The sequence below is a fragment of the Treponema sp. OMZ 857 genome (assembly GCF_024181085.1).
Lineage (GTDB): Bacteria > Spirochaetota > Spirochaetia > Treponematales > Treponemataceae > Treponema.
The window spans coordinates 114,064-140,058 of sequence record NZ_CP051147.1 but is presented as its reverse complement, the minus strand read 5'-3'; the positions used below and the strand labels follow the sequence as shown (position 1 = coordinate 140,058).

Annotated in this window: 19 protein-coding genes; 9 read left to right on the top strand and 10 right to left on the bottom strand. The window is 36.3% G+C overall.

Features of this window, described 5'->3' with window-relative positions; genetic code table 11:
* Nucleotides 1–114: 114 nt before the first annotated feature.
* From E4N66_RS00580 to rpsU, 9 genes are all read left to right on the top strand, one after another.
* Entirely contained in the window at nucleotides 115–1,713 is a 1,599-nt protein-coding gene (locus E4N66_RS00580) for a hypothetical protein (protein ID WP_253728533.1), read from the top strand.
* A gap of 95 nt (nucleotides 1,714–1,808) precedes the next feature.
* Entirely contained in the window at nucleotides 1,809–2,198 is a 390-nt protein-coding gene (locus E4N66_RS00575) for a hypothetical protein (RefSeq protein WP_253728532.1), read from the top strand.
* A gap of 103 nt (nucleotides 2,199–2,301) precedes the next feature.
* A complete protein-coding gene (locus E4N66_RS00570; protein WP_253728530.1) occupies nucleotides 2,302–3,192 on the top strand; it encodes a DUF2156 domain-containing protein in 891 nt (296 codons plus the stop codon).
* Nucleotides 3,193–3,196: 4 nt separating this feature from the next.
* A complete protein-coding gene (locus tag E4N66_RS00565; protein ID WP_253728528.1) occupies nucleotides 3,197–4,516 on the top strand; it encodes a pyridoxal-phosphate dependent enzyme in 1,320 nt (439 codons plus the stop codon).
* Nucleotides 4,516–4,650: a hypothetical protein gene (locus tag E4N66_RS12970; RefSeq protein ID WP_016522790.1), complete on the top strand. Its 135-nt coding sequence runs from the start codon at nucleotides 4,516–4,518 to the stop codon at nucleotides 4,648–4,650. Before E4N66_RS00565 ends, E4N66_RS12970 begins: the two co-directional genes overlap by 1 nt.
* Nucleotides 4,651–4,742: 92 nt before the next feature.
* Nucleotides 4,743–5,810 carry a DUF7954 domain-containing protein gene (locus tag E4N66_RS00560; protein WP_253728527.1) on the top strand — a complete coding sequence of 356 codons (1,068 nt, stop codon included), beginning with the start codon at nucleotides 4,743–4,745 and terminating at the stop codon, nucleotides 5,808–5,810.
* A gap of 24 nt (nucleotides 5,811–5,834) precedes the next feature.
* A complete protein-coding gene (locus E4N66_RS00555; RefSeq protein ID WP_253728525.1) occupies nucleotides 5,835–6,488 on the top strand; it encodes an HAD-IA family hydrolase in 654 nt (217 codons plus the stop codon).
* Between the two features lie 111 nt (nucleotides 6,489–6,599).
* The gene (locus tag E4N66_RS00550; protein ID WP_253728524.1) at nucleotides 6,600–7,469 is read left to right on the top strand and encodes a 1-acyl-sn-glycerol-3-phosphate acyltransferase; all 870 of its coding nucleotides are present in this window, start codon (nucleotides 6,600–6,602) and stop codon (nucleotides 7,467–7,469) included.
* A gap of 95 nt (nucleotides 7,470–7,564) precedes the next feature.
* Nucleotides 7,565–7,774 carry a 30S ribosomal protein S21 gene (rpsU, locus tag E4N66_RS00545; RefSeq protein WP_006188264.1) on the top strand — a complete coding sequence of 70 codons (210 nt, stop codon included), beginning with the start codon at nucleotides 7,565–7,567 and terminating at the stop codon, nucleotides 7,772–7,774.
* Nucleotides 7,775–7,907: 133 nt separating this feature from the next.
* Here rpsU and E4N66_RS00540 read toward each other — a convergent pair whose 3' ends face one another.
* From E4N66_RS00540 to E4N66_RS00495, 10 genes are all read right to left on the bottom strand, one after another.
* A complete protein-coding gene (locus E4N66_RS00540) occupies nucleotides 7,908–11,648 on the bottom strand; it encodes a DUF2357 domain-containing protein (RefSeq protein WP_253728523.1) in 3,741 nt (1,246 codons plus the stop codon).
* Entirely contained in the window at nucleotides 11,648–14,185 is a 2,538-nt protein-coding gene (locus E4N66_RS00535) for a hypothetical protein (protein ID WP_253728521.1), read from the bottom strand. The genes E4N66_RS00540 and E4N66_RS00535 overlap by 1 nt, the downstream gene beginning before the upstream one ends.
* Nucleotides 14,186–14,198: 13 nt before the next feature.
* The gene (locus E4N66_RS00530) at nucleotides 14,199–16,394 is read right to left on the bottom strand and encodes a hypothetical protein (RefSeq protein ID WP_253728520.1); all 2,196 of its coding nucleotides are present in this window, start codon (nucleotides 16,392–16,394) and stop codon (nucleotides 14,199–14,201) included.
* 12 nt (nucleotides 16,395–16,406) lie between these two features.
* Nucleotides 16,407–19,862, bottom strand: a complete 3,456-nt coding sequence (locus E4N66_RS00525; protein WP_253728519.1) for a DEAD/DEAH box helicase — start codon at nucleotides 19,860–19,862, stop codon at nucleotides 16,407–16,409.
* Nucleotides 19,859–21,328: a protein kinase domain-containing protein gene (locus E4N66_RS00520; RefSeq protein WP_253728517.1), complete on the bottom strand. Its 1,470-nt coding sequence runs from the start codon at nucleotides 21,326–21,328 to the stop codon at nucleotides 19,859–19,861. The genes E4N66_RS00525 and E4N66_RS00520 overlap by 4 nt, the downstream gene beginning before the upstream one ends.
* Nucleotides 21,329–21,331: 3 nt before the next feature.
* Nucleotides 21,332–22,057, bottom strand: a complete 726-nt coding sequence (locus tag E4N66_RS00515) for a PP2C family serine/threonine-protein phosphatase (RefSeq protein ID WP_253728516.1) — start codon at nucleotides 22,055–22,057, stop codon at nucleotides 21,332–21,334.
* A gap of 18 nt (nucleotides 22,058–22,075) precedes the next feature.
* Nucleotides 22,076–22,546 carry a hypothetical protein gene (locus E4N66_RS00510; protein ID WP_253728515.1) on the bottom strand — a complete coding sequence of 157 codons (471 nt, stop codon included), beginning with the start codon at nucleotides 22,544–22,546 and terminating at the stop codon, nucleotides 22,076–22,078.
* Nucleotides 22,539–24,287, bottom strand: a complete 1,749-nt coding sequence (locus tag E4N66_RS00505; protein ID WP_253728513.1) for a Card1-like endonuclease domain-containing protein — start codon at nucleotides 24,285–24,287, stop codon at nucleotides 22,539–22,541. The genes E4N66_RS00510 and E4N66_RS00505 overlap by 8 nt, the downstream gene beginning before the upstream one ends.
* Before the next feature lie 27 nt (nucleotides 24,288–24,314).
* Nucleotides 24,315–25,019, bottom strand: a complete 705-nt coding sequence (locus tag E4N66_RS00500) for a vWA domain-containing protein (RefSeq protein WP_253728512.1) — start codon at nucleotides 25,017–25,019, stop codon at nucleotides 24,315–24,317.
* A gap of 66 nt (nucleotides 25,020–25,085) precedes the next feature.
* The gene (locus tag E4N66_RS00495) at nucleotides 25,086–25,994 is read right to left on the bottom strand and encodes a hypothetical protein (protein WP_253728510.1); all 909 of its coding nucleotides are present in this window, start codon (nucleotides 25,992–25,994) and stop codon (nucleotides 25,086–25,088) included.
* Nucleotide 25,995: the final 1 nt, after the last annotated feature.

The following is a 25,995-nucleotide window of genomic DNA, read 5'->3' as shown; positions in this document are numbered from 1 at the left end:
TTATACCATTGGCTTTAAAATTTTTAAAGAATCCGATATTGTTTTGTACATATTCTTTTACAGACTCTACATAATACTATATGATAAAGGGACAAACTTTTAGGGAGAATGACTATGACATTCAAAGAAAGAATGAGCGAAATTATGCAGAGTATACGGGCAGCAGCCGTAAGTTCTCCGTCCATATTCTTTTTTGTAGTAGCGGCAGGTATATCGCAGCTCTTTTATAAATATATTCCGAATGCGATACATTTGAATTTTCTATTTTCGTTTTCGGTCGTTTTACTCTGTAACGACAAGATAAAAGCGGCGGCAGTCCGCACTAAAGTGATAATCTTCTGTTGCCAAACAGCCGCACTTACTGCAATGTATCTTACCGGTCTTTTGACCCTCAATAAAAACATTGATTTGGTGTATCTATCGTTAATATACTTATATTGCATCTGCGCTTTTATCTTCTTTTTCCCTGCGGAAGACTTTCTGAAAGAATTTAAATTGCGTTTTATTCATGTTCTGGTTTCGCTGCTCTTTTTCGGCGCTGTATACTGCACACTGTTTGTCACCGTCTCTTTGATTAATGCCATTTTTTATCTTAATATTGTGTTTACCGAAAGTATCATCTTCCGCATTACCAACGCGGCAGCAACCGTTACAGCTTTGACCGTGTTTGCCGTATACCACTCAAAACCGCTCGTACACTCAAAATTTTTTACCCTTATGTTTCAAAAGCTGCTGCCTATTTTACTGCTGCCGCTTGGTATCCTCGGCCTTGTGTACTTAGCAAAGTATGCACTACTCCCACGTTCAACGGAAGTAATGTATTTTCCGTTATATTATCTTGTGCTGGGCACTATTGTACTCTGTCTGTTGATGATTCAGCATTTTACAGACCGGCAAAATATTGTCCGGCTTATGCTCGGCATCCTCGGTACCGCATCGCTCCTGTTTATTGCCGCTTTGCTGCACGAACGAACAATCACTGCAAGGAGTTATAGAATCGGTTTTAGTGTGTCCGACAAACTACCGCTGCACGAAATAGCAATAAACGGCCTTTTGGCGCTTTACTTTTTTGCTGCGGTATTCAGCAGGAAAAACATAACTGCAAAGCTTCGTACCGTAACGGCAATTATCACAATCATTCTCTTTTTTCCGGTCATCGGATTCTATAATTATGCTTATTTTGAAAGGGAAAATATAACCAGACCTCGTAATGATTTGGCAGAGTTTATACACGAAAGAAATCGGAATAGTGATAGCGTACCCCGTCCTGAATACTTGTATCGATATTATCCGTTAGAAAATCAGCCTCCTGAAAATATTGATCGAATTATCGAAACCACTGAATACGAAGCTGTTCTTGTGAAAGTTGATTTAGATTTAAATACAATACCAGCTTCCTCTATCCCCCGTGATACACGATGCCGGTATCGTTCATTTTTATTTTCAATGACACCGGACGGAAAATCGGTAAAAATAAGCGATGAAACAGATGGACAGATAGTAATGCTTGATTTTTATACACGGCTAAAAACCGACAGCGCAGAATCCGAAAAGATATCAGATGAGACGCCTTTCTCAGATGAGACGCCTTTCATCTACGAAGATCAAAAGATGAAAATCATTATTCAATATGCTTCTTACTACGAAAATCGATCCGCGCGCGTTACCTTCGATGCTTATATTAAAAAGACACCGGTCATGCCGCAACGGTAAGCAATAACTCAATCAGATACGGCAATCCGTATGTTCGTAATTATTCTAAAGTACATAAAGAAAATGCCGATTATTGGAATAGTGGAGGGATCGGTATGGTATCGAATTATGTACCGTTGTCATCATTGTCTTATGCGGCAATGACGAGCATTTCGGCCGGAGGGCGTGCATATCTTCCGGTCGATACCAAACAAGTTGTTTATTCTCATTTTCAATATGTTTCCGGAGTGCCGCGTACTAAGGATCAAAACGGCGTCAGCATCGGTAAGCTGAAGATTTTAAATACGCTTATCGATCAGCTGGTTAAAATGCGCGAAAACGAACGGGAAAATAAGCTATTAACAGCAAAACCCGATGAAAAAACGCTGGATGCAATGATTGAATACGTCAATACTAAAATTCATACGGAAATAACGCTTTCAAAAAGCATCGGGTATGCTTCTTCCTTGCCGGAATCGGCTTATCTATTGGATCTGACAGCCTAGATAGAGAGGCGTTTTTCATAAATATTTTTAAACGCCTCGTCCGCATATTTTATCTTTTCTAAAGAACTTGCGATTTTTTTGATAAAAGAGTAACATAGCGGCCATGGACGTCATTGCGCGGTATCCTGAATTTTCTCCGCTATCTCTTGAAGCTGTACAAGCCATTAAAGCCGATTTGCAGCAGCAGAAAGACGGTATGTCAGAGTTAACCTTCGGAAGTTTGTATTTTTTTAGAAATACGTATAAATATAAAATAAGCAGATTTAATGAGCGCACCCTGATCTTTTTAGGGGAAGAACAGAAAAAAGCGTTTTTCTTCATTATAGGAGACCCGCTTCCGCTTGCAACACTTAAGGAACTGTACAACGATTGTGCTTACTGGAAGTTGATCTCAGAATCATATTTAACCGATAATGCAGCTTTTTTCCAAAATTTTAAAGAACCGCCTACCGAAGATAGAGATAATTTCGATTACCTCTATACCCGTCTTTCATTAAGTACATTATCAGGAAAGCAATTACATAAAAAAAAGAACCATGTAAACGGATTTTTGAGTAATTACCCTGATTTTACGTTAAAAAAGCTTGATACAGATACAAAAAAAGACGCATCTAAAATTTTAGACATCTGGGCAACAGAGCAAACCAATCTCCAAGAAACCGACTACGAAGCTGCGCAGCAGGCCTTGGCATTGCCGCAAATAGCAGATTTTCTCAGCCTTATCCTCTATGCACAGGGTATGCCGGTCGCATGGTGTTTAGCCGAGTTAGCAGCACAGGGAGCTACCGCTGTTGTCCATTTTGAAAAAGCACGAACCGATTTTCGAGGCAGCTATCAATACATCAACTATGCCTTTGCACAATCACTTCCCGAACACGTCGTATACATCAACCGTGAGCAAGATTTGGGAGACGAAGGGCTGCGCCATGCAAAAATGAGCTACAAGCCGGAAGGTTTTGTTAAAAAATACCGACTTGATAAAGGAGCACTTTGAAACTATGAAGTTAGTCAGCACTCGAAACAGCACACATGCGGTTTCCTTTAAACATGCAATCTTTGATTGTATGCCTGCCGACGGCGGTTTATATGTTCCCTACTCCGAACACGATTTACGATCGTGGATATTGCACATGAATGAGCAGACAGCTTTTTCGACTATAGCAGGCTCACTAACCTCTGCTCTGCTCAAAGAAGAAATTAGTCCGGTTATTTCCGAACGTATCGCAGCAACAGCGTTTCAATCCTATAGCCCGCGGCTCCGCCAGCTTGATGACCGCCTCTTTTTGCTGGAACTGTTCCACGGCCCGACCGGCAATCATCGAGATTTCGGCTTTTTATGGCTTGCCTCCGCCTTGGAACATCTGTTGACAATAGATGAAAAAAATGCCATCGTCGTTGCCCCCAGTACCGGGGCGGGTGGCAGAAGTATGGCAGCAGCATTTGGAAACAAAAAACATCTTAAATTGGTTATCTTATATCCGAAAGGCTACGCAAAGGGGCTAAAGCCGGAGCATTTATTTCAGAACGGCGGCTCCGTATACCCTGTAGAGGTTGACGGAGATATTGCCATAGTCGAAAACCTCATCAGATCGGTTTACCAGGAACGGCAGCTTGTAAAAGATTATAACCTGACGCTGGCAAATACCGTCAACATCGGGCGCATCCTACCACAGGTGTTCTTTTATATGTTTGCCTTTACCCGTATAAAAACACGAACAGCAGGAGAAATATTCTATGCCGTTCCTTCCGGAAATTACGGCAATCTTGCGGCAGGCTTATACGCATGGAAGTTTCGTTTACCGGTAAACGGTTTTATCACGGATGCAACGGATGCACTGAACTGTGACGAAACCGGATACTGCCGCTGCATTAACTCTTCCGTTCCGCTTGCGGAGCGCGGCCCTGCCGACCCTGCCGTTCCCTCCAGTATTGAACGGCTTGAACAAATTTTCACACTCAGTCCTGCTATCATGAAATCGATTATTTTTCCTGCCAAGGTTTCGGATGCCGAAGCGGAAACGCTCATCAGCGATTCGTACCGACATTACGGCATCATGTTCGATACGGCAACCGCCCATGCGTATGCCGCGGCGCAAACCCGAAACATCTTCCGGCGGCGTGGCGGGGAATCCCTCGTGTTGGTGTCGAAGGATCATCCCGCCTTTGAAAGCGAAATTCTTACCCGGATATGCGGCGAATCCCCGATAATACCCGAATATCTCCGGGATATTGATATGCCTCTTACGGATGTACCGCTCATTAACGGAACAAAAGAAGAGCTCATTAAAATTCTCAATAAAGTAAGTGAGGTACAATAATGCCATACAAATTAGACGGTGCAAAATTCCCTACATTGGAAGATTTAGTCGAAGCGCTCTATCCGCTCTATGCCGATAAAATGAGTGAAGAAGAATTCAAGAAATATGCGGAAGAACACGCGGAAAAAAGTTAACAGACGTCTGTTACAAACCTTACAGCTTTTTTAAAAATTGTCTGACTCTTTCTTTCACGAAGGACTATTAAGCTCAGTTTTTGGAGATTATAATGGATTATCATCACGGACTTTTAAAGAGAAGTACCGCACGGTTCATCCTGTGCTGTACGGCGATACTTGCTCCCGCCTTCCTTTTTGCAACGCAGAAACCCACAACCGAATCTACGCAAGGCACTTTTTCCGGCGATTACGTTATTTACCGCGATTATTCATGGAAATCCCCTACGTGGATAGGCTTTTTGTACTATAATGACGAAACCTACGGAGCATTTATCCGTACCGATGATCCGGAGAATCCCCATACCGTATCCATCATATTCAGCACTCAAATTGAGAAGGGGCAGTTAGTCCTAACCGGCCAGCAAATTATCTCTTCTATCACATCGGACGACACCTTTGGAGTCAATTATTTGATGGGACTTTTGCCGAAGCTTTATGAACTTAAAACCTTTCCCCGTGCCGGAAAAGCACCGTTCGGTACGGCAACCGTACGCAAGCAAATGGAAGAATTCGGCGGTTCGGTAACCCTAGACTTTCAATCTTTTGTACCCCTTTTTCACCTCAAAGCAATAACCGGTGCAAAAAAAGAAACCGTTTTGGAATTAACCGAAATAGGCTCTATTAACGGCAATGGAGAATCGGTATTCTACGGCTACGATCCGGTAGAACCTCAGCAGGACACAAACGTATTTACCCTCAATAAGGCGGCAAAAAAAGAAACGGTAACCGTATCGGGCACGCGGCTCCATTTGGATAGCCAGTGGAAAAAGATTGCAGATAACTCTTTTCTTTGCGGAAATACGGCCTTTTTAACGGTAAGTACGGTCAATGTACCACAGGAAGAAAGTGGAAATAAGTTATCCGGACCCGAACAATTACTTCGATTGTTAACCGCTTCAAGCCCTTATGCAAAAACCCTGCTGCCATATACGACTATTGAAGGAAAGCAGACCGCCTTTACACTAAAGCAATCCGTATACGATGTCGAATCAAAAAAGATTTCAAAAGATATAAAACGGTGTATTAAAAATAAAGACGGCAGCTTTACCATTGTCAGCCTAACGGTTAATAGCCATGCTTATAGCGCCGAACAAGCCTATTTTAATGGACTTTTTTAGTTTTTGTGCTATACTGCAACAGAGATGATAGGGCATTTACTTTTCGACATTGATAATACACTTTATTCTGCATCGAATCTGATGGAACGGAGAATCTCCGAGCGGATGTTTCAATTTATTGCCGATTTTCTATCGGTTCCGTTGGAAGAAGCTATCAGGCTGCAACGTGCGCGGCGGCACAACTACGGCACAACGCTCGAATGGCTTGAGTGTGAATATCATTTTAACGACAGAGACACGTATTTTGCCGCAGTACATCCTGCTTCGGAAATTTCAGAATTACAGCCGGATCCCCATTTACGCGACTTTCTCATTTCGTTACAAATGCCGATGACGGTATTAACCAATGCACCGATGGCACACGCAGAACGGGTTTTGAACTTCTTTAATATCAGTGACTTATTCCTCGGCATTTTTGATATTTCCTACAACCAGGGAAAAGGGAAACCGCAACCGACAGCCTTTACCAAACCGCTTGCCGCCGTACATAAAACGATAGAGGAAACATTGTTTTTAGATGATTGCCCTGCATACGTTCAGGGGTTTGTTCAAATTGGCGGCCGGAGCGTACTCATCGATGAAAAGGAACGATGTACGGATTTTACCAAAACGTCCGGAATTCCATCGATTAAATCGATTTACGAACTACCGCCGTTACTGGAGCGCCTTTCCGTATAGGATGATATTATCGGCCGGTACTATCCGGTCTTTTTTAGATAAAGTGATGATGGGGCATCTCTAAAAGATTCACTTGTTAGATATGCTCCCAATTATTTTTAGGAGGAAAACATGGACGGTCTTGTACTAAAAAATATGCTTGAAGAACTCAGGCCGCTATTTGAGCAGTATGCAAGTAAGGATAATGTTATCACTGAAGAAAATGTACACAAAATGGAAAATCCTCAGATTCGTACAATCTTGGAATCCGCCGTAAAAAAACTTTTGTTAGACGGTTCAAAACTATACCCTGAAAAACACATTACCGAATTTTTGCAAGCAATTAAAGCAGGAAAGAAAGGCATTATCCTTTCCGAACACTACAGCAACCTCGATTTACCGATTTTCTTATATTTAATGGAACAAACAGGACCGGCTGGAGAAGAGCTTGCCCATCGCTCTATCGCAATGGCCGGCATGAAACTTACCGAAGAAGACCCGCTGATAGCAGCTCTTACCGAAGGCTATGAACGCATTGTCATTTATCCAAGCAGAACACTCGCCGGTATTACCGACCCCGTACAGCTGGAAGAAGAGAAAAAACGGAGCCGCAGCATCAATATTGCCTCAATGCGGACGCTGGAAGAAGTGCGAAAAGAAGGAAAAGCCGTTATCGTATATCCGGCTGGAACCCGCTACCGCCCCGGCAAACCGGAAACAAAACGAGGCGTCCGCGAAATCGACTCCTACATCAGAACCTCCGATGTAATGATGCTGGTATCTATTAACGGCAACTGTTTACGTATTTCAGATGATCCTTCCAATATGCTCGGCGACATTGTTTGCCAAGATAAGGTTGTAATAGAGATCAGCCCCGTTATAGACTGCACCGAATTCCGTGAGCGAGCCAAGCAACGATGCCGTGAAGGAGATGACAAAAAACAGGCTGTCGTCGATCTTGTTATGGAAGAACTTGAAATTATGCACAACCGAAACGCATAGACTTACTGATTTTCCGTTACCTTGACAGAGGGATAAAAAATCGTTATCGTACAAGAAGATACTAAGGATATAATCCATTGGAGGTGATTCTGTAAGTGGCAAGTATCGTTATCGATGATTCCGAAAACCTTGAAAAAGCGATTAAGCGTTTTAAGCGCCAAGTTGAAAAAGAGGGAATTATCCGCGAGTGGAAAAAGCGCGAATACTATGAAAAGCCGTCTACTATTTTAAATAGAAAGAAGAAGGCTCTTCAGCGCAAGTTAATGAAAAAAAACCGCAAATCGTATGATTCAAAATCATACTAATTTTTAACAATCAACAGCAAAGCCGATTTATTGATTCGAAATTTTATTTATAATGAATTGATAATCGGCTTTGTCAGCTTTCAGTGCCTTTATTGCCTCATTCAAACCGGCCATCCTCACAGATATAATGATATTATTCATCATCATCATCCGAAGGAAGTTCCTCATCCTCGCCTGTTGCATCATCTGTTGCACTCTCGACTTTTGGCATTTCCGTCGAATTTTCGCCATCTAACCATAGTAATAAATAATCAATAAAGTTATTATTAGATTTGGAATCCGATAAGGTGAACTTAATTTGTTTTGCAAATAGTTCTTTACTATTTTTATTTAACCATGCATAGATATGTTCTATATCGGAAATCAGTTGCTGAATTCTTGAATTAAACGGGGAAAAAAGCTGCTGATATTCTATCCCAAAGCGTCTTGAGCGGATTAATGCACATAATAATTCTAAATGAGAGCGCAAGGGATTTAGTTTTCTATTAGAAAGTGATATTTCCTGTTTTAGTTTATGATATTCATCTTTTATTCCATCTATTACCTGATTAAATACAGTTTCCATTTGAGTAATAGAAATTGTAGATAATAGATGCTCACATCGCCACAACGCAATTGTAAGAATTTGAAGCTTAAAAGAATTTAGTTTTGAATCCTGATCTGCCAAATCTAAAGCCCAATCAAAAACCTTTTTTTGAATAGGAGTATTTGCATCTCCTATAAAATATCCGAATTGGAAGATTTTTTGCTCTATGATTTTCCAATGTTGTTCAAAATCAATTGTCTCTTGTAACTTTATTTTCATTAAGTCTGATGATATATCGAGACAATCTTTATGAAGTATACATGCATACAAGAATAATTCGTTCCATAAGATTTCTTGCTCTTGAACTGCGTGATTATATAACAGCGATTTAAGGGCTTGTTTTATAGAATTAAATTTTTCTTTAAAAGCTATCGGTACTTGGGTATTTGTAATAATTGAATGACCGAAATTCCATATCTGCATTGTTGGGAATCTATATCTTCTTATAAATGATGAAATTAATTTTGTAGATAAACTTATACCTTTAGTTAATCCTATAGAAGAATATAATGTCACTCCATCATCAAATTTAGGTTTATGTTTTGTATTAATTGAAAAAGAAAAACTATTACAGTTTTCGACTGCCTTAAATTGCGTTTGATATATTTTTACATATTCGGTTTCATTCAATTTGATAACGAAATAATAACCATGAATATCCTTATGATAATTTGGAGTAAAATTAGAAGGAATATTACATGTGTATCTTTTAAATTTATTTTCTTCGTCTGCATAAAAATGAGTTAAATCGATAATACTGTTAAAATTATTTTCTTCCCATTCAACTAAATTACGGGGAGTATTACTACGGCTATCTTTCCAATTAATAAACTCGCTCCATGTCCGCTCAGGAGGAAAATTCGGAACAGGGAATTTAGTTTCATCAATTTCTTTCCATTGAACTTTTGCACGTACAAAGTTTGATGAGTTGATTGATACAAAATACAAGTCAAAGGGTTGCTCTTGTCCGTATGTATAATACATTTTTAATTCGCAAGAAGTGTCTGCTTTTAATGGGAATGCCGAATTTGTTAAGCAAGCCTCATATTTCAAAGCAGAGGTATCTTTGCCGATACTTCTGACCAATCTGAAATGATATTCTTTTACATTTTTATTAAGAATAAAAGTTTCCGAAATAGGTATTTCTTGAGCTTTTCCGCGTATCGGAAGAACGGTTTTCTCGTTTGTTAAGTTAATATAGTGCCTTCGGCCTTTCTTAATAACAGTCATCTGTACATTCGGCAGATGCTCACTCCACAAAGGGATATCGGAAATTCGATGATGAAGTTTTACAAAAGAGGCAATCCCGTGTATCGGCTTAAATGGGATATTTATGAATGTCCAATTGGGATTAGGCATTTTAAGTCGCGCATCTTTTATTGAGTCTTGCCCGGAAATAATATAGATACATGAAGAGTCAAGCTTATCTTCCGTATTTTTTACGGCCGCAAGAATATACTCCATTATTTTTGAAGGTTTATAATCACTAATAACAACAGGCGGATGATGCTCCCAGCGAACGCCTCCCGGTATTTCCCTTATTGATTTTAGATTAATCTCTTCAGTCTTCTCATTTTGCTTATATGTTGTTTTCGCAGTAATCGGTGTAATTGATAAAAGTTTTTTATCGGCTGCAAATTCTTTTTTTTCAATTACAAATACAAAATCATTATCTTTGATGGCATAATGAGGAAATTCATTACTATGTTGAAAAGCAAAGACTGCCCCGATACTACTAGGGGTGGGATTAGCATTTGTAAAAACAGAGTTTGCTGTAGAGCGTATGAGTCCCAATGAAAAGTCTTCAAGATAGTCCGGCAAAATATAGTAAAAATTATTTGTATTGTAATAATCCCTAATTGAATTCATAAAATTATAGGTTGCTTCCGTCTTTAATTCTATAGAAACTTCTTTACGTGTAATGCTATCATATAAAATATCATCAAAAGATATTGAATCAATCTTATAATTATTCAATCTATCTTTATGAATTGATGGTGATGCGGCGCAATCAACATTAATTAATTCCGAAGAATCATCAGCCTTCCAGAATTGGCGTAATAATTTCAATGGATAAGGTTTAGCAGCTTCATCTTTACTATTAATAAATTCCGTATTTGAAATGCCGTAATAGTATTCTGACGAAAAATCCATAACCGTAAAAATTTGTTCTTCTGTATTATTCGAATAAACTATTCTTCTATCAGGAGAATGAGAAATTGAATTTGCAAGTTTGCCGGCAATTTTATTAGCATCAAACAGATTTAATAATTTATCAGGATATTTTTTCCCATCAATTTCAAAATAATTATAAGCAATATTAATTGAATGTTCTTCTCCGGCCTCCGATGTAAAAGTAATGATATTATCTTTAAGCGTTAGTTTAAAATCATCAGCCTCAATAACAGCCCCTGCATTTTTTCCATAACCGATAGTTTCTATTAAAATTTCATTTATAGAAAATTTTACAGGAAGTTGCTTAATCTTGCATTTTCGCTGCTGTAATAATGCACTTGTTTTCCAGAATATATAGACTGCTACATATTTATCTATGTTATTCATATCATTTTCGATAATATCAGTCAGTTCAAGAATATACCGCCATGTAGCCCAGACCTTTTTATAATACTTATCACATAAAAGAATATTATTTGGCGGTAAATTTTGCCACATACCGATTTCTTGCGCCTCATCACTTTTAAGCCATTTACATAATTTTGAATATAAAATAGAAAGCTCTGAATCTTCATTTTCTATTTGAAGCGGTTCGGCAGTGAATATATTCAATCTTTCTTCCAGAATATATGTTGCTCTTATTATTAATTTTTTTAATAAGCGATTTTCCAAAGTATCTACGCTTTGTTGCCTTTTTACAGCTATAACGGAAGGTTTGGCAGCTATTTTTTCTCTAACTGTCCTACCTGGCCTTCTAGAAATATCTATAATCCCCATCGAATCGATTTCTCTTGCCTGATAAACCGGCATTTGTTCATGAAAACGGAGAATTTCTTTTCGAGGAGCTTCAAAAATATGAAAAAGACCTCTTTTACTGTATGAAAAAATATTAAATATCCAATCGTAAACATTTTTATCGTCTGTGTATGACTTTATTTCTATAAGTTTATCAAGCAAGGCAGTTAGATCAGTATCGAGTGGATCTCCTGTTTCAGGATCCGTTTCGATAATTCTATAGTACCAATCCCGTAAAGAAAGTAATAATTTCTCTTTAGAATCTTCTACAGTTAAAGATTTCAAGAGTGTTGAATAATCCCGTGTTTCTTTATCCATTATCGCCCCTCTTGTTTATCTTGTTCCATACTTAAATATTCGGAAGTAAGCCAGAGGAATTGTCCGTCTCCAAATTTAATTGCGTTCAAGAAGTCTTTAGAGATATTTATGTTATGACCTTCATTCGTAAAACTTGTAATTATACTTGCAATTTTCATAAGAACATTCTTAGATTCGCTTCTCCTCGTTTCGATTCCACGCAGCTTCGGCATAATTTTCTGGACTAACTGATCTTCAAATGCGGGATCAATCTTCTTGTTTAATTCGGCAATAAATTCTTTGTCATTCATATCTGCCGATTTAGAGATAAGCAATTGCCGTACATCCGGATAATTCCAGATATAATTTTCAATTGATTGCCAAACTCTGTGTCCAATCGCACGTCCGATATTTGAGATTTCTTTATTAATCTCTTCGACTAATTGTTTATATGGTGCAATTACTTTTTCAGAGGCAGCCGTTTGTTCATCTGTAAAGTTTACCTTCCATCCTTCCCATGTTTCAATCGGAAGATATCTTTCTTCCGTTCTTATATCTTTGTTAATCTTTATACGGCGTTTAAATTCATTTGGCCGAGGAAAATTAATAACGATACCTCTATCAAGAACTTTATCGGAAAGGCTTTTTGTTGTTTCATCCTGATTCATAGTTCCCACCCAAAGAACATTTCTTCCAAGTGCAAGCGGATAAGAATCCGTTCCTCCTAATTTGACAGCTAATGTAGGATATTGCGGAGTTCCTTCATCTTTTCCGCGGCGTTCTTCGAGCTTACTTAAAAATTCTGCAAAATACTGTTCAATGTGTGCAAGATTCATTTCATCCAGTAAAACAATATTCAGTTGATTTTTTAAGCTGACAAAGTAATTTTCTGAATTCTCTTTTTGAGATTGAATTAAATATTTTAGAAGAGGCTGAGCTTCAAACTTACCGGAAATTGTATTGTAATAACCGAGCAAGGCCTCTTGACTATCCCAATTAGGCTGAACAGGAATATTTATAAAATTAATGCCGCCGAATTTTGCATAGAGTTGCGGCAATTCCGATTTACCGGTACCGCTGACACCGGCAAGAACAGCCAACGGAGACCATTCAGCGGTTTTTAATGCCGTATGGAAAGCCTTAATAATTCTCGGTGAAAAAGCAAGACCATAATCGGCGATCTTTCTGCATACTTGATCTAACCATAAAAGCTCATCATTAATTGCTTCTTTTTCTGATTTCGGTGTTTCCGAATTCTGTTCGGCGCTATTATCTGCGTTATCAGTATTATCGATATTCTCACTATTTTGATTTATATCTAAATCAATTTCGAGAGTGGTTTCGTCTGAATATTCATCGTCCTTTTTTGTAACTAATATCAACGGCTCTTTACGAATCTTGTCTTCCGTAAAATTTTCATGCGGAGCCATAATAGAATTTAATTTCTCTTCAAGCGTCGCCTCTTTATCATATAATTCTCTGTAATGCTTAATCGTTTCATTTTGCTCTGCATTAAGCGTTTCTAATCTAAGCTTATCCTGTTCAAGTATGTTTTTTTGTGTCTCTAATGAAGTATTATGTACCGCATTTAATTCACCGCTGTTAGCAAGCTTTTGAAGCGCTACGAGTTTATATCTTGAGTCTTCTAATTGTTCCGAGAGACTGTCTATTTCTTCCTGTTTACGGTTGAGTTCTTCTTCAACATTATCAGGGTAATTCTGTAACGTCTTTCTAGCTTCCGCTAACTGTCTGGTTAGAGATTGAATTTCAACTAATATGGATTCCGGTTCTTGGCCATTAAGTCTGTGCTTAATCTCTTCATAGGCAATGAGCCGTATTTCAAGGTTTGCTCGTTCTTGACTTAATCTTTCTTGATGTTCTTTGTAGTTTTCAAGTCTCGCATTTAACTCTTTAATTTTTGCATCGGCTAATTCTTTTGCTTGTTCATCTAAAGACGCCATTTTTGAAGAAACGATTGTTCTTTCTGCCGCTAACTGAGAATCTTTTTGTTCATAATCTTTTCTGTCTTGTATAAGCTTATCACGATCTTGTTCTAAAATGATTTCTCGTTGACGCAGTTCTGCTTCTTTTTGAGCAATTGCATCGCGTCTACTACTTAATTCCGTATCCGTTTCTTGAATTCTTTTTGTGGTTTGTACAAAAAGAGTTTCTTCGTGTTCTCTTTCACTTTTTTGGTGAGCTTCATGGAGCCGCTCAGCAAACTTTTTCTGTTCTTCCTGCCGTTCTACAGTAATTTCGGAATTACGTTTTTGAATATCCGCTTCATTTTCTTTGATCCTTGCTGAAAATCCTTTTATAGCTTCTTGAAATTTAGGTTCATATTCGGTTCTTTTCATTTCGAATACGGTACGAGCCTCATCCAACTTTGAAAATTCATCTTTTATCGCGGTGTTTTCTTTGTCCCTATATTGCTCAAATTCGATTTTTCTTTGCTCAAGCAAATCTTTCTCATCTTCAAGGCGTTCTTCTTTTGATTTAATCGAGTTCTCTCTCTCAACAAGCTGTTTTTCTCTTTTATTATTTGTAAAAGGCCACATTTTATTCACTCCTTTAGTCAATGTATTTTATCAGTATCTTTATTATATTAGTAACAATTTTTTTATAAATTGATACTTCCCGTTCAGAATATTCTCGAACATCACTATGCCCGCGTGATTTTAACAAAAAATCTAAATCAAGAATAAACCGAGGATATTGTTGAGAAATATCCATTAGTTGCTCCTCCGGTACAAGTATCAAAAAACTTACAATACCGGCTCCTAAACTATCGCATCCTCCCCCACATACAGCCTTACCTATCTTTTTATAACTTACCGTACCTATAGAATCAGGCAATTTGTTATTTTTGAGTTCAAAATATACATTTCTACATTTTTCCGCTACAAAATTGCAGTTTCTTTGTTCTTTAGAAGGTGGCATCATATATTTTAACATAGCCGTAATTGAATATTCAAAGAACTGTTGTAATACCGAACAGGCACTTCCTGCAACATATTTGCGGTCTCCAAACGTAATCAGAGAATTGATCATTTGTTTAATAAGATTTGCAGGAAGTTTATTAATAGTTACATAGCCATAATCTTTGTATAACTCTAATTTCTTTTCATATATCTTCTGAATATAAGAGGAGTATTGATACTTACTGTTATGAATATCATCTTTAAAATAATCAGTAAGTAACTTATTATCGGCTTTTAGTTTTTCATTCAAATATTCTACGTAAAAAAGAATCTTCTCGATTATCTCTTTACACTTACTTGCAGAGACATCTGAGAATGTTAATCCCGGACCATGCGCCATTGAGGTTTTATCACGTAATTCTTTTAATTTAAAAAAATCAATCATAAAGTCCGGATAATTTTTTGCCAAAAAACTCAACGGAACTTCGGGATCATCAATAGCATTTGCCAGACATAAACACAATAACGGTATAAGTTCAGGTTGATTATCATCCCTCATTGATTTGATTTTACCGGGATATACCTTTAATAATGTTAGATAGTTGTGCGGCAGATTTATGGAAAGATTTTGTGCAAGAATATAGAACAAGAAAATATTATCTTCCGCTATCCCAACTTCTTTTATTTTAGTTTTGTTCATTTGTCGCGCTTCCTGATCTGCCAATTGTATTGTAACATCTTCTTTTTCCCTAGACTTAAAATCAGCATAATACATCTTCAAAGCATATTCCAAGGCTGTGAATATATTATAATAAATGATTTCTCCCGATCGCTTCATATCTTCTCGCGCAATATGGTTTTCTACCTTAACCGATTTTATTTCATTAAAAGCCTTTACTGCATTGAAAATCGGATTGGATACTGCCGGATAGCTAAAACGAGGTTTCTCGTACTTATTATCAGCCTCTTTTTCTTCATTGTTTATTTTAGCATTCCCCTTTTCAAAAATCGATCGAATCCACGGATGCTCGTTATCGTTTGCATTTCGGATAAAATCCGTAAAAATATCGGAAATTCCAATTCCGGCAGCATCGGTAGAATGGATTTCTCCATTAGCAGTAGCAAAACCGACTGTATGAACAAATACAAGCTCTTTACTTTTTACTTTAACGGAATTGGAAATTTTACTAAGAGATATTTTTAATTCTTTTTCAACAGCCTTGTTATATTTTCTGATAGCTCTTAAGAGGAGATACGCTTCCGGTTCGGATGCAATGGCTTTTTCATAGTTAGTAGAGAGAACTATAAAACCTTTTTTCCGTTCATTTCCCGGTAAATTAAAAACACCTTCTATATTGCCGTTTTTCTCAGGATAAATATTCAATGTATTTTTTGCAGGATAAACTTCCACTAAATCTATAAATTCTCCGGAGTTTATATCTTTAAACAAACAAATAACTTGTGCCTCGGTATGATTACCGTTTATATATTCATCTAAGTATGCATGGCCTTTATCGGTAATCGAACAAAGCCTGTCTTTTAAATAACCTTTTATAACGAGCCTATTCTGAATAAACGCTATCGTTTCAACTTCCATATTCATTAAATCTGCAACATCCTTTGCCTTTGTGATATTACAATCTGCAAACTTTAATATTGTTCTTTCAAAAATATCAAGTTCGCTTTTATCTACTTGTATTTCCACTTGATACATAATGCAAGGCCAGAACAAATTTGTCTGACTGTTTTTGATAGGTGCAAAACCTTCAAAGCATGGTTTGTTTGAAATAATACCTCTATTTTTTTTTCGGAGAATTACCAATTCCGATTTTTGTGCGTCCGTCATTATTATTCTCCTTTAATCAATTGATTTAGCATCAAATACAAGTCCGAAATCGATATTATTTTCGCACATGGTGATGTAATGATTAAGTTCAGGAACTGTGCTTTCTGCGATATTGCTTGTAAACAAATTTTTATCACCGATTACAACAAGTACTTTCTTCTGACGGCTCATACTTACACAAAGCCGATTCTTTGACATTAAAAAACCGAAAAGCCCCTGTTGTTTCCGCAAACCTTCTTCGGCATCCTTTTGCATTTCAGAATATGCATTTCTTATTCTGTCTTCTGTTGCCGTACGTACCGTACATAAAATAACTACATCAAATTCCATGCCCTGAAATGCATCAACAGTACCGATTCGAAGCCTTTCTTTAATGTTCTTCTTTTCATCAGATAAGGTATATTGATAATCTTCGTTTATTTGCAATTTTTGAGTACAAATACCAAGAGAAGATAATTGCTTTTTTATTTCACGACATTGCGCCGAATAAAAACTTATTACACCGAATGTCAATTTTTTCTCCGTATCAAAATCTAACCATTTCTTCAAAAGCTTTGCTGCAACAATCGCCTCTCCTCTTCTATACCTGCTTTTTGAAGCATCTCTATTTTCCGCACCACCCCCATTTCGTTCATTTTCAACATTGCACCAAATTGCTGCTTTATTAGTGATTATAGGCAAATTATGGCTGAATATTTCTGCTTTTAGCGGAGATTCAAATCTTTCATCAGGATTATGAACTTCATAAAACTCCTTACTGATAAAAGTTCCTAAAAGAGGATGCATACGATATTGTTTATCAAGCGTTATTTTTTTTGAAGCGTCTAATTGAGCGAATAATCTTTCAAAAGTACTTTCATTCAAGAAAGCAATTTCTTCTCTGCTTGCTGCCGATATTTCCATTTTTTTCTCAATATCTTGGTCAACTTGTTGAGGCAACTGACGATGATCCCCTACCAAAATAATATGTTTTCCTTTCGCCATAGGAATTAATAAATCCGGAGGAGCAACACGAGCAGCTTCATCTACTATCACATATTCATACGGTAATTTCTGCTTATCGGTATCAAGGCCAAGTTTTCGGCGTGCCTCATTAATTTCTTGTCCTTCGCTTTGTTGTACGGTGGCTGCCAAAACAGGATTATAACTTAATAGCGTATTCAGTATCCCATCGGGATTATTTTTTAACTCATAAATAAAGTCGGCAAGCGCCATATTCTTTTTTTCGCTCGGGTCAAAAGGATATTTTTGGATTCTTTGAGATACTTCATTAACAATCTCAGCAATAACGGCATTTTCTTTATTGCGTCTGAACTCTTCATGCGGAAGATATTGTTCAAGCAGCTCATTTTGTAAATTTTCCAAATCGCTTAAAAACGACAAGTCAGATTTCAATTCGTAACTACAAGCTTTACTTAAACATGAAGGAATAGGAATCTGCGCCTCTCGTAAACGAGCAGCCAATTCCATAGCTCGTTTTGTACCATCATCTTGAAAAGAGACCTCATCGGTTCGTAAGGCATAAAGGCAATTGATCATATCCATATCATCCGAGGAAGGGTCTTGATCTAAACTTACTAAAATTGAATCTATTTTTTCTATAATTTCAGGAGTTGTAAATCGTGAGCTTAAGTTTTTAATACCATTTAAAAGTGCAATCTCCATCGCAGTTGACGGAGCTTTATGATAATCTAAAAATAAAGAACGCAGATTTTGAAATTCAGCCGATTCTATTACGGCAGGAATATTTTTCTCAATATTTTTGACTACCGTTTGGCACCAAGATTTAATTTCAGCTTGCGTTGTAGAAATACTCAGCTCATCTTCAGAACTTGAGCGGCCGGATTTTACCGTCGGCAATCCATTCGTTAAAAGTCTATTGGTAACATTATCTACCGCATCATGTTGAAGACTTGTTACCAATATTTTTCCTGCCAGATTATTGTCTTTCTGAAAATCTTGATTTAAAGATTCAATAATTCCACAAATAACGGTAGATTTTCCTGTTCCCGGAGGACCTTGAATAACTGCAATATCCGGAGTTGTTAGAGCAATGTTTATAGCTTTCTTTTGATTTTCCGTCGGTTCAAATTCAAAGATCTTTTCATATACTTTTTTTTGTTCCTTATCGGATAACTTTCTTTTAGTACCGGATACACTTGGAATATTTGAGCTAAGATTTGATTTTCCATCAAGGATAAGCCCCAGATTACTTATCTGGCTGCATCCTTTAAGGATATTCTGTCGTGCACGCCGTCTTCTTTCAACCTGTATTTTTTCGCCGGTAATGGAAAGAATCATAAATAATTCTCCATTTTTTCCTCTTTTAGGTAATCCTTTATGCTTTGATTCTATAGTAATCGTATCTTGTGTATAGTCAATAATATTAAGATTGCTCCAGTGCTTTTCTTCTTGTTCTTGTTTTTTCTTTTTTTTATTTTGAAACAAAGCTTCCTGCTCAAGATTTTTATCAATTTCACCAATCCATTCTTCGTAAGTCATATTCGGATTTAGTAAGTAATCCGGTAATTCTTGAACGATATCTACAGTATCCGTTTCTATAGTTAAATTATTAAAGTCGCCAAGTTTATTTTCACCATTATATGAGTAGTTAAAAAGTATTTCATGATTACTAAGTTTTTCAGGCTTTCCGGATAACACGATATACCCTACTTTGCGAGCAGCTTCAAGAAGTCTTTTTCCTATTTCCGTGTTATATTTATCCCATTCCCCGATATAACTGCTGCCGTCATCTAAATTCTTTTTCATTTCCAGTTCATTCAATTTTGAAATCGTTTCTGTACTTAAATACGCAAATCGCAATTCACCTTTTGCCAAACACACGGAATTATCATTGTTTCTGGGTATATGTCTTTTGATATCAGATGAATATAACGAAATTTCATCCCTTATTTCCCTTGATTTTATGACTAATTGCCAATCTTTATTGACTAATGTACAAGAAGCCGCAGGATCATCATCTCCGGGAGTTTTTCCTATATAAAGAAAATAGGAATTTGACGATGAACCTAACATAAATTGAGATTTAAAAATACCGCATAACTGGTCGCCATCTTTACCTTTAGAACAAAAATGAGAAGTTCCACAGGCCGTAATAAAATCTTCCGTTACATTAATAATAAATGGTTGCGGAAATGTTTTATATTCTCTAAAAAATACAACCTCGATATCCAATTGATTATTAGAAAGAATATTTGTTACTTCATAAAGATTTGTTTGACCTGCAAGAATCCTATTTTCTAATGAAGAAATATCGGAACACTTTATCATCCTAACCATTTTAGCGGCCGCCCCTATTTGTAAGATATAAGCATCAGACAAATGAGTATTCTTTTGAAGTATTATTCCAAGCGGATTTTGTTTATCAATAAGATTATCAGCAGGATTTGAATATGGCTCGATTCTACAGGAAAAGTGCTCTCCGTATCTTAGTTCGCTTAATTTCATTGTAATTCTCCTCCGGAAATAATTACTTTGCGATACTGTGTTAATAAAGTGATTGAAAAGTTTTGGATATCCGAAATTTTAAATTTATAAACACCGGTAAATCTTTCTCTAAGATTGTTCTTTTCAATATAAATAGCATACTCAGATTCAATCAATCGTAGTGCAATAAAACCATTTTTCAAAGAAATTCCAACTACGGAATTATCACTCTCATTTATTTTAAATGATTCAAAGCATCTTGAAGGTATATAAAACTCTTCCTTGTCTATCTCATGAACAAAAGAATAAACAGGCTCATCGTTATTAATTATATAAGTTTTTACTAGAACGAAAGGACATCGTTCCGTTGAACAGTACGGACAACAATATTTATCATCTTCCGTATAATCATAATAATAAGTCATTCCGCATGATAAGCATCTAATAGTTAAATCTGCTGCTTGAGCAAAAGCTTTCGGCCATCTGATTAATGGAGTCCGTAACTTAGGGTTATTATGTCCTGTTGAAAACGTATTATCAAATAATGCAAACAATAACGGAGTAAGGAATAATGAATTGACTTGTTCTAAATCTCCATAAGAATTTGAGTCGTCATTTTGATTAAATATCCATGGATACATACCGGTATCATTAAAATTTCCGGGATCAGCTTTTTGTTGTACCGTAACACTATTCGCCCAGTCATCATCATCATTATCATCCGATCCCAGAACTTTTTTACCTTTAAATGGATGCAGCATTGTTAAAATATAAAAAGCGGCAACCGCAAAAGCATAGGAATCGGAATAAACAGTGGCAGGGCTTTTACCGTTTGTTATTTCCGGAGCCCCAAACCCGGGAGTGAAATAAGTTTTACTCTTTCCGGCAAAATTAATATTATCAGTATCAATTAGTCCGGCTATTATTCCTGCGGCTAATTCTTTATACATAAGATTACCGCCGGAAATATCACCGTATACAAGCCCCCTTGCATGAAGATTTGCCAGTAACTCTGAAACTTTGTACAGAGCAAGCAACCTTGTTCTTATACTTCCTGTTTTACAAAAGTTTATCCAAACTTCAGCATCTTGAATCGGATCCCCAGCTTCATTTTTTAACCATCTAGGGATATCATTATCTTCAATTTTTTGATGCAACTTCAGAAAGCTTTCAAAACTTTTCATTTCATTCATAAAAGTCATGACATATCCGGCATGACTTTTTAAAATACTAAGAGGTTTGGAAAGATTAATATTTTGCGGCAGAGGAAGTTTTCGAATAATATTAAGCTTGTAGGAAATATTTTTTATTGCAGTATCATCCTGTAAGGGGTTTCCTTCTTTATCGGTAGAAAGCTTTATTGCAATATCGGCATCATCTTTAACATGAAAAACGGCGCCTTGCCCTCCTTGCCCAATCTTTTCACCTAAAATATATACACGGTTTTCTACATCAACAACTTTTATTTCTGTTATTTTTACATCCATAAATTAAACATTACCTCTCTTAGTTATAAATATAGCAGTCTTATCATCCGTATGTCGGGGTACAGGCCAGTTTGAAATCCACTGTTTCATATCCAGTTTTATTTGTTTGCATGAATAATCTCTATATCGATCTGACATATCCTGTACAAAATCTATCTCACAGCTGTTTTCTAAATCATCGGAAATTCCATCAGTACATAAAAAAACGCTCTTAATAAATTTTATATTTATCTTTAAATATTGCCAGTCTTCACGGCTATTAACATTACCTAAACATTTCGTAATATTAGAAAATGATCCGTTTTTTTTATCCGAAACTAAAATATTTTGATTATCTGAAAGGCACACGATCATCCCATCGCCTAAACGGAATAAAAACATTTCTTTCCCATTGCATACGACCCCCAATAATGTTGCCGAACAATCCTTAATTTTATACCCTGATTTTTCAATTACATGTACCCAATATTTATGAAAATTATTTATAAATCTATCGGGTGATTTTTTTGTTTTTCTAATCCATTTTTTTGAATATTTTATAAATATTTTACATGCCACATTTGAACCGAAATCAGAATGAGTTTTACTTCCCAGACCATCAGAAACTACAGCAATAAAACCGCTCTTAAAAAAACAGAGTCGGTTTGCATCCTGCATAGAAATATTTTGTCGAATATGAGCTGGTCCTATATTTTCGACAGCAGCTCCTTTCCAATATTTATTTTTCATATTAGCATTGCCTTTTTGTTATACTTCTAAGAACGAATCTAAGGCAGCATCCAATTCAAGCATATTAAAGATATACCAAGTTTTATTCTCGGCAATAAAACTTGGCGGAAATAACTGTGAACTTACTACTGAATTCCAATCAGCACCAACTCCCACCAATCTCACTTTTATTTCTTTATTTTCTTTTAAGATTCTGTTTAAATCCGTCTTATCACCATCAATATACCCATCCGTCAGGAGAATAATATTTCCAACTACCTGCTGTTCAATAAAATCAACCAGCGCTCCCAAATTTGCTGTTCCCTTAACATCTTTTATTAATTCTTCATTTTGATAATCAATTCTGGTTATAGACGTATCCCATCTATAATAATCTGCCTCAATATCCTCATGAAGATAAATACTTCTACAGATAGATTCCAAAATATCGGATTTCGACAAACAAAACATACTGCCCGAATTATCAATAACAACTAAGACTTTAGTCATATAAACCTACGAACTCCTCTATTTTCGATATGATATTATCACCGTCAAAAACTCTGACATTTTTTGATTCCGCTGCTTTTTTCACTACAATAGGGTTATCGACTTTATTTATATACAGTAAAATTCCCTTTCCTTCCAAACCGCCATAATATCTCACAATATTTTCCAGTTTCATAATATGCTCTACTTCGGCTCTACCCGATTTACATTCTATGACATACAGTCTATTGCCGTCGGTAAAAACAACATCAAGCTCTTGGTATAACTGATTGTTTTCCGACTTAGTTAATCCTAAAAATTTCTCTAATGTAGTTGCATTATTTGTTTCATAAGAGATTTTTAAACTATGATGCAAATCGGTTATTTTTTTTGTTTTAACCAAGTTCTCTAAGTTATTATAAACATATTCTTCAAACCATCCTCCGGTTAGATAAACCTTGAACTGTGAAGCATCTTCAAACACATATTGCCTGTCTTTAATTTTAATATAAGAATTGCGATCATTATCGGTAAAAACGGTAATTTCTTCTTTTATAAAAGGTTTTCGTAACTCAAAATATCGTTTTTTGATTTCGCCTGCAATATCATTTATAATCTCTTTTCTTTTCCATAAATAGTTTGTTAAAGAAATCATATCTGCTTGCTGAGGAATTTTTCTTTGTGAATCACCGATTGATAAACCGTTACTGTTCAATTTTATAAAGGATTTCACTTTTTCTATCTTAACTATAGGTTTAGAACTGAAATCATTAAGAAAAATAACCTTTTTATCTCTCGTGTTAAAATAAAAGGGGATCCCGCCGAGTTGTCTGCAAACATTCAATGCTCCTGCATACATTAATTTTGTTCCACCCGTTAGATTGAATCCTATTTTTTGATTTTGAATCCCATCCTTTTCTTCAATAAATTTAAGTAATTTATCTTGAACATCCTTAGGATTGTATGCGTCTACATTTAATTCTAATAATTCAATATCTTCCTTAACAAATTGTTTCATAATATCAACGGCATGGTATCCTGCGGATGTAATAAAAACATGACTTTTGCAGTTAAATTGTTTTAGACCTAAGTATGTCGGTATTCTTTGATCACCATAAAGATGAAATATCATGTCAAAATATTTACCATTCCGATGTTCTAACGGCATTTGTTTTCCATACCATTCCATCCATTCTTGCGGTAAACCGATATTTTCCGGCCCTTTTCTCGGATCCGATGATGCTATAAGTCGTTTCCGAAACTGCGGAAATTTCAAAGCCGCCATTGCCCAACAGAAAGCCATAACCGGAGTTCCGGGACTTAAAAACAAAGTCACGTATATATCTTCCTTATTGCTATTCTCTGCAATTGCTTCCAACAATCGGACTGCTGCTGCATATATTCCCTCGGTATCATTTAATTTTCTCAATTTCACCGGTGTGAATCCAATAGTAATACTTTTAGTATTTTCTGCTACTTTATTTTGCAACCACTTTATAAAATGATGATGTGCCGGTTGTGTATTTGCCCATTTATAAACAAAATTATTTGCTTCTGCCGTATCATTTCTATTTAAAGATGCAAGCTCACTATCAAAAACTTCATCTGAGTAAGATTCAGCCGCGTTATTCGTATAACCTAACAGTTGAATCTCAGTGTAATGAGTTGATAAAATTGCTCCTAAGAGCGGTCCGCTTTTTTCGATCCCAAGAGATGCTTTAAAATCTGTTATGCCGTACCACGAAAGTAAACATTCTTTCATAAAGTTTACCGCCCTTAAAATCTATTATTACCAATAACTACCGCCGGAAGGTTCAACACTTACGGATTTTAAGATTTCCTTAGGCGCTTCCAGTTTGAAAACTTGATTTGGATTCTGAGAATGGCTTCTGCTTGTCACACTCATTGTTACAAACTTAAAGAATTTATGCATAGCTGATGCATCCTTAGCATAAAAAAGCGGATTTTCAGTACCGACAATAAAATTTTTCAGAATATCTTCGTTTGCATCAGAACCAATAGCCATTGCCATACGATCACATTTTGAAGAACGTCCGTTTTTGATAAAGTTTTCCATAGGCATCTTCCAATCATCAGTCGGCGCTCCATCCGAACACAGAATAACAAGAGGCCTATATGCACGGCCGGGGGTCGTTTCTTTATCTTCAATCATGTCTTTCGCCATTTGTAAAGCAGTTCCCATAGGAGTGTTGCCTCCGGCTTCAAGTTTTATTAATTCAACTTTTGAGGCATTTGTGTACGGAAGCGCCAATTGTACACCATTATTCCCGAAAGTAATAACAGAAACAAGGATTTCCGTTTCCAGTTGTTCTTCATGGGCAAAATCTTTAATCATCTCCTGAACGGCTTTTTCAAGTTCTGCAATTTTTGTTTGTTCTCCACCGATGCTCATACTGGAACTGGTATCCAATAATAAAACCACCGGAAGAGGTTTTGCTTTTGCTACTGTGTACTTTGACGGATCGAATGCCATATCGTTTTCTCCTTATAGGGTATTCCCTTGTATAATTTATTACTATAATTAGTAATTGTAATTTACTTAGTTGATACTTTTTTGTTGAACTTTTTCAAAAAAATCTGAAATTCTATTACTGATATATCCTTCATCCTTGCCGAATTTTACGGCTAATTGACTTTGTGTCGGCATTTCCGCTTGTAAGGTAAAAATATTAAGTAATTCAAGGTCTATAAAATTCCTTTTTTGCAGCAAGTCTACTATTTGACCTATCAGAAAAGTACGTTCCAAAGCCTGAAGTACCTTGAGGGTAATAAATGAAGATAAATAAATTTTCTGTCTTTCTTGACATTCATCAAATGCCCTCTCGATCTTTTTCAAATCATCAAGCGCATATTCTGTTTTAAAAACCCTTTCCTCAGGTGTAAGATAATTATTTTGAACTGCATCTGTATTGAATAAAGAATCTTCTTCGCCTGCATTGTTCGTTATTTGTTCTGCAACTATCTGAGATTGATAATATTTAAGAATTAAATCCTTTACTTTATCCAAATCCAGTTCGCATTGTTTCGACAGCCATATTTGAACCTTTTCATTAAAAGGATTTTTACCGATCTCCTTTGCCGTTTTTATAAGTCGAATTGCACGATTATAATCATCTCTTGTACACATTCGAAATTTTTTAACTTCCCCTTTTTCTTTTTTATGGCGTATTTCATTTTCTAAACTGGAATATAAATATCCCATATAAGATGAACCTAAGCCATCATCGTATTTTAAAAGAGTTCTTTTTATACAGTGAAAGATTTCAACACCGGCATTGCGGACATCTGTTTCATTAAAACAAAGAAGGATCCAATCCCATATTGGTGTATATATTTTTTGCAGTAGTTTTTCATACTCACACGATTTTTTATCCTCAACATTACTTAAATAAGTAAGAAGGTTCAGAATCTCTGCCTCTTTCCTTATTTTTCTTTCATTATTCGTCATA

Excerpts from the sequence above, each read along its gene's own strand:
- E4N66_RS00580 (WP_253728533.1), top strand. The coding sequence starts at position 115 with ATGACATTCAAAGAAAGAATGAGCGAAATTATGCAGAGTATACGGGCA.
- E4N66_RS00575 (WP_253728532.1), top strand. The coding sequence starts at position 1,809 with ATGGTATCGAATTATGTACCGTTGTCATCATTGTCTTATGCGGCAATG.
- E4N66_RS00570 (WP_253728530.1), top strand. The coding sequence starts at position 2,302 with ATGGACGTCATTGCGCGGTATCCTGAATTTTCTCCGCTATCTCTTGAA.
- E4N66_RS00565 (WP_253728528.1), top strand. The coding sequence starts at position 3,197 with ATGAAGTTAGTCAGCACTCGAAACAGCACACATGCGGTTTCCTTTAAA.
- E4N66_RS12970 (WP_016522790.1), top strand. The coding sequence starts at position 4,516 with ATGCCATACAAATTAGACGGTGCAAAATTCCCTACATTGGAAGATTTA.
- E4N66_RS00560 (WP_253728527.1), top strand. The coding sequence starts at position 4,743 with ATGGATTATCATCACGGACTTTTAAAGAGAAGTACCGCACGGTTCATC.
- E4N66_RS00555 (WP_253728525.1), top strand. The coding sequence starts at position 5,835 with ATGATAGGGCATTTACTTTTCGACATTGATAATACACTTTATTCTGCA.
- E4N66_RS00550 (WP_253728524.1), top strand. The coding sequence starts at position 6,600 with ATGGACGGTCTTGTACTAAAAAATATGCTTGAAGAACTCAGGCCGCTA.
- E4N66_RS00540 (WP_253728523.1), bottom strand. The coding sequence starts at position 11,648 with ATGGATAAAGAAACACGGGATTATTCAACACTCTTGAAATCTTTAACT.
- E4N66_RS00535 (WP_253728521.1), bottom strand. The coding sequence starts at position 14,185 with ATGTGGCCTTTTACAAATAATAAAAGAGAAAAACAGCTTGTTGAGAGA.
- E4N66_RS00530 (WP_253728520.1), bottom strand. The coding sequence starts at position 16,394 with ATGACGGACGCACAAAAATCGGAATTGGTAATTCTCCGAAAAAAAAAT.
- E4N66_RS00525 (WP_253728519.1), bottom strand. The coding sequence starts at position 19,862 with ATGAAATTAAGCGAACTAAGATACGGAGAGCACTTTTCCTGTAGAATC.
- E4N66_RS00520 (WP_253728517.1), bottom strand. The coding sequence starts at position 21,328 with ATGGATGTAAAAATAACAGAAATAAAAGTTGTTGATGTAGAAAACCGT.
- E4N66_RS00515 (WP_253728516.1), bottom strand. The coding sequence starts at position 22,057 with ATGAAAAATAAATATTGGAAAGGAGCTGCTGTCGAAAATATAGGACCA.
- E4N66_RS00510 (WP_253728515.1), bottom strand. The coding sequence starts at position 22,546 with ATGACTAAAGTCTTAGTTGTTATTGATAATTCGGGCAGTATGTTTTGT.
- E4N66_RS00505 (WP_253728513.1), bottom strand. The coding sequence starts at position 24,287 with ATGAAAGAATGTTTACTTTCGTGGTACGGCATAACAGATTTTAAAGCA.
- E4N66_RS00500 (WP_253728512.1), bottom strand. The coding sequence starts at position 25,019 with ATGGCATTCGATCCGTCAAAGTACACAGTAGCAAAAGCAAAACCTCTT.
- E4N66_RS00495 (WP_253728510.1), bottom strand. The coding sequence starts at position 25,994 with ATGACGAATAATGAAAGAAAAATAAGGAAAGAGGCAGAGATTCTGAAC.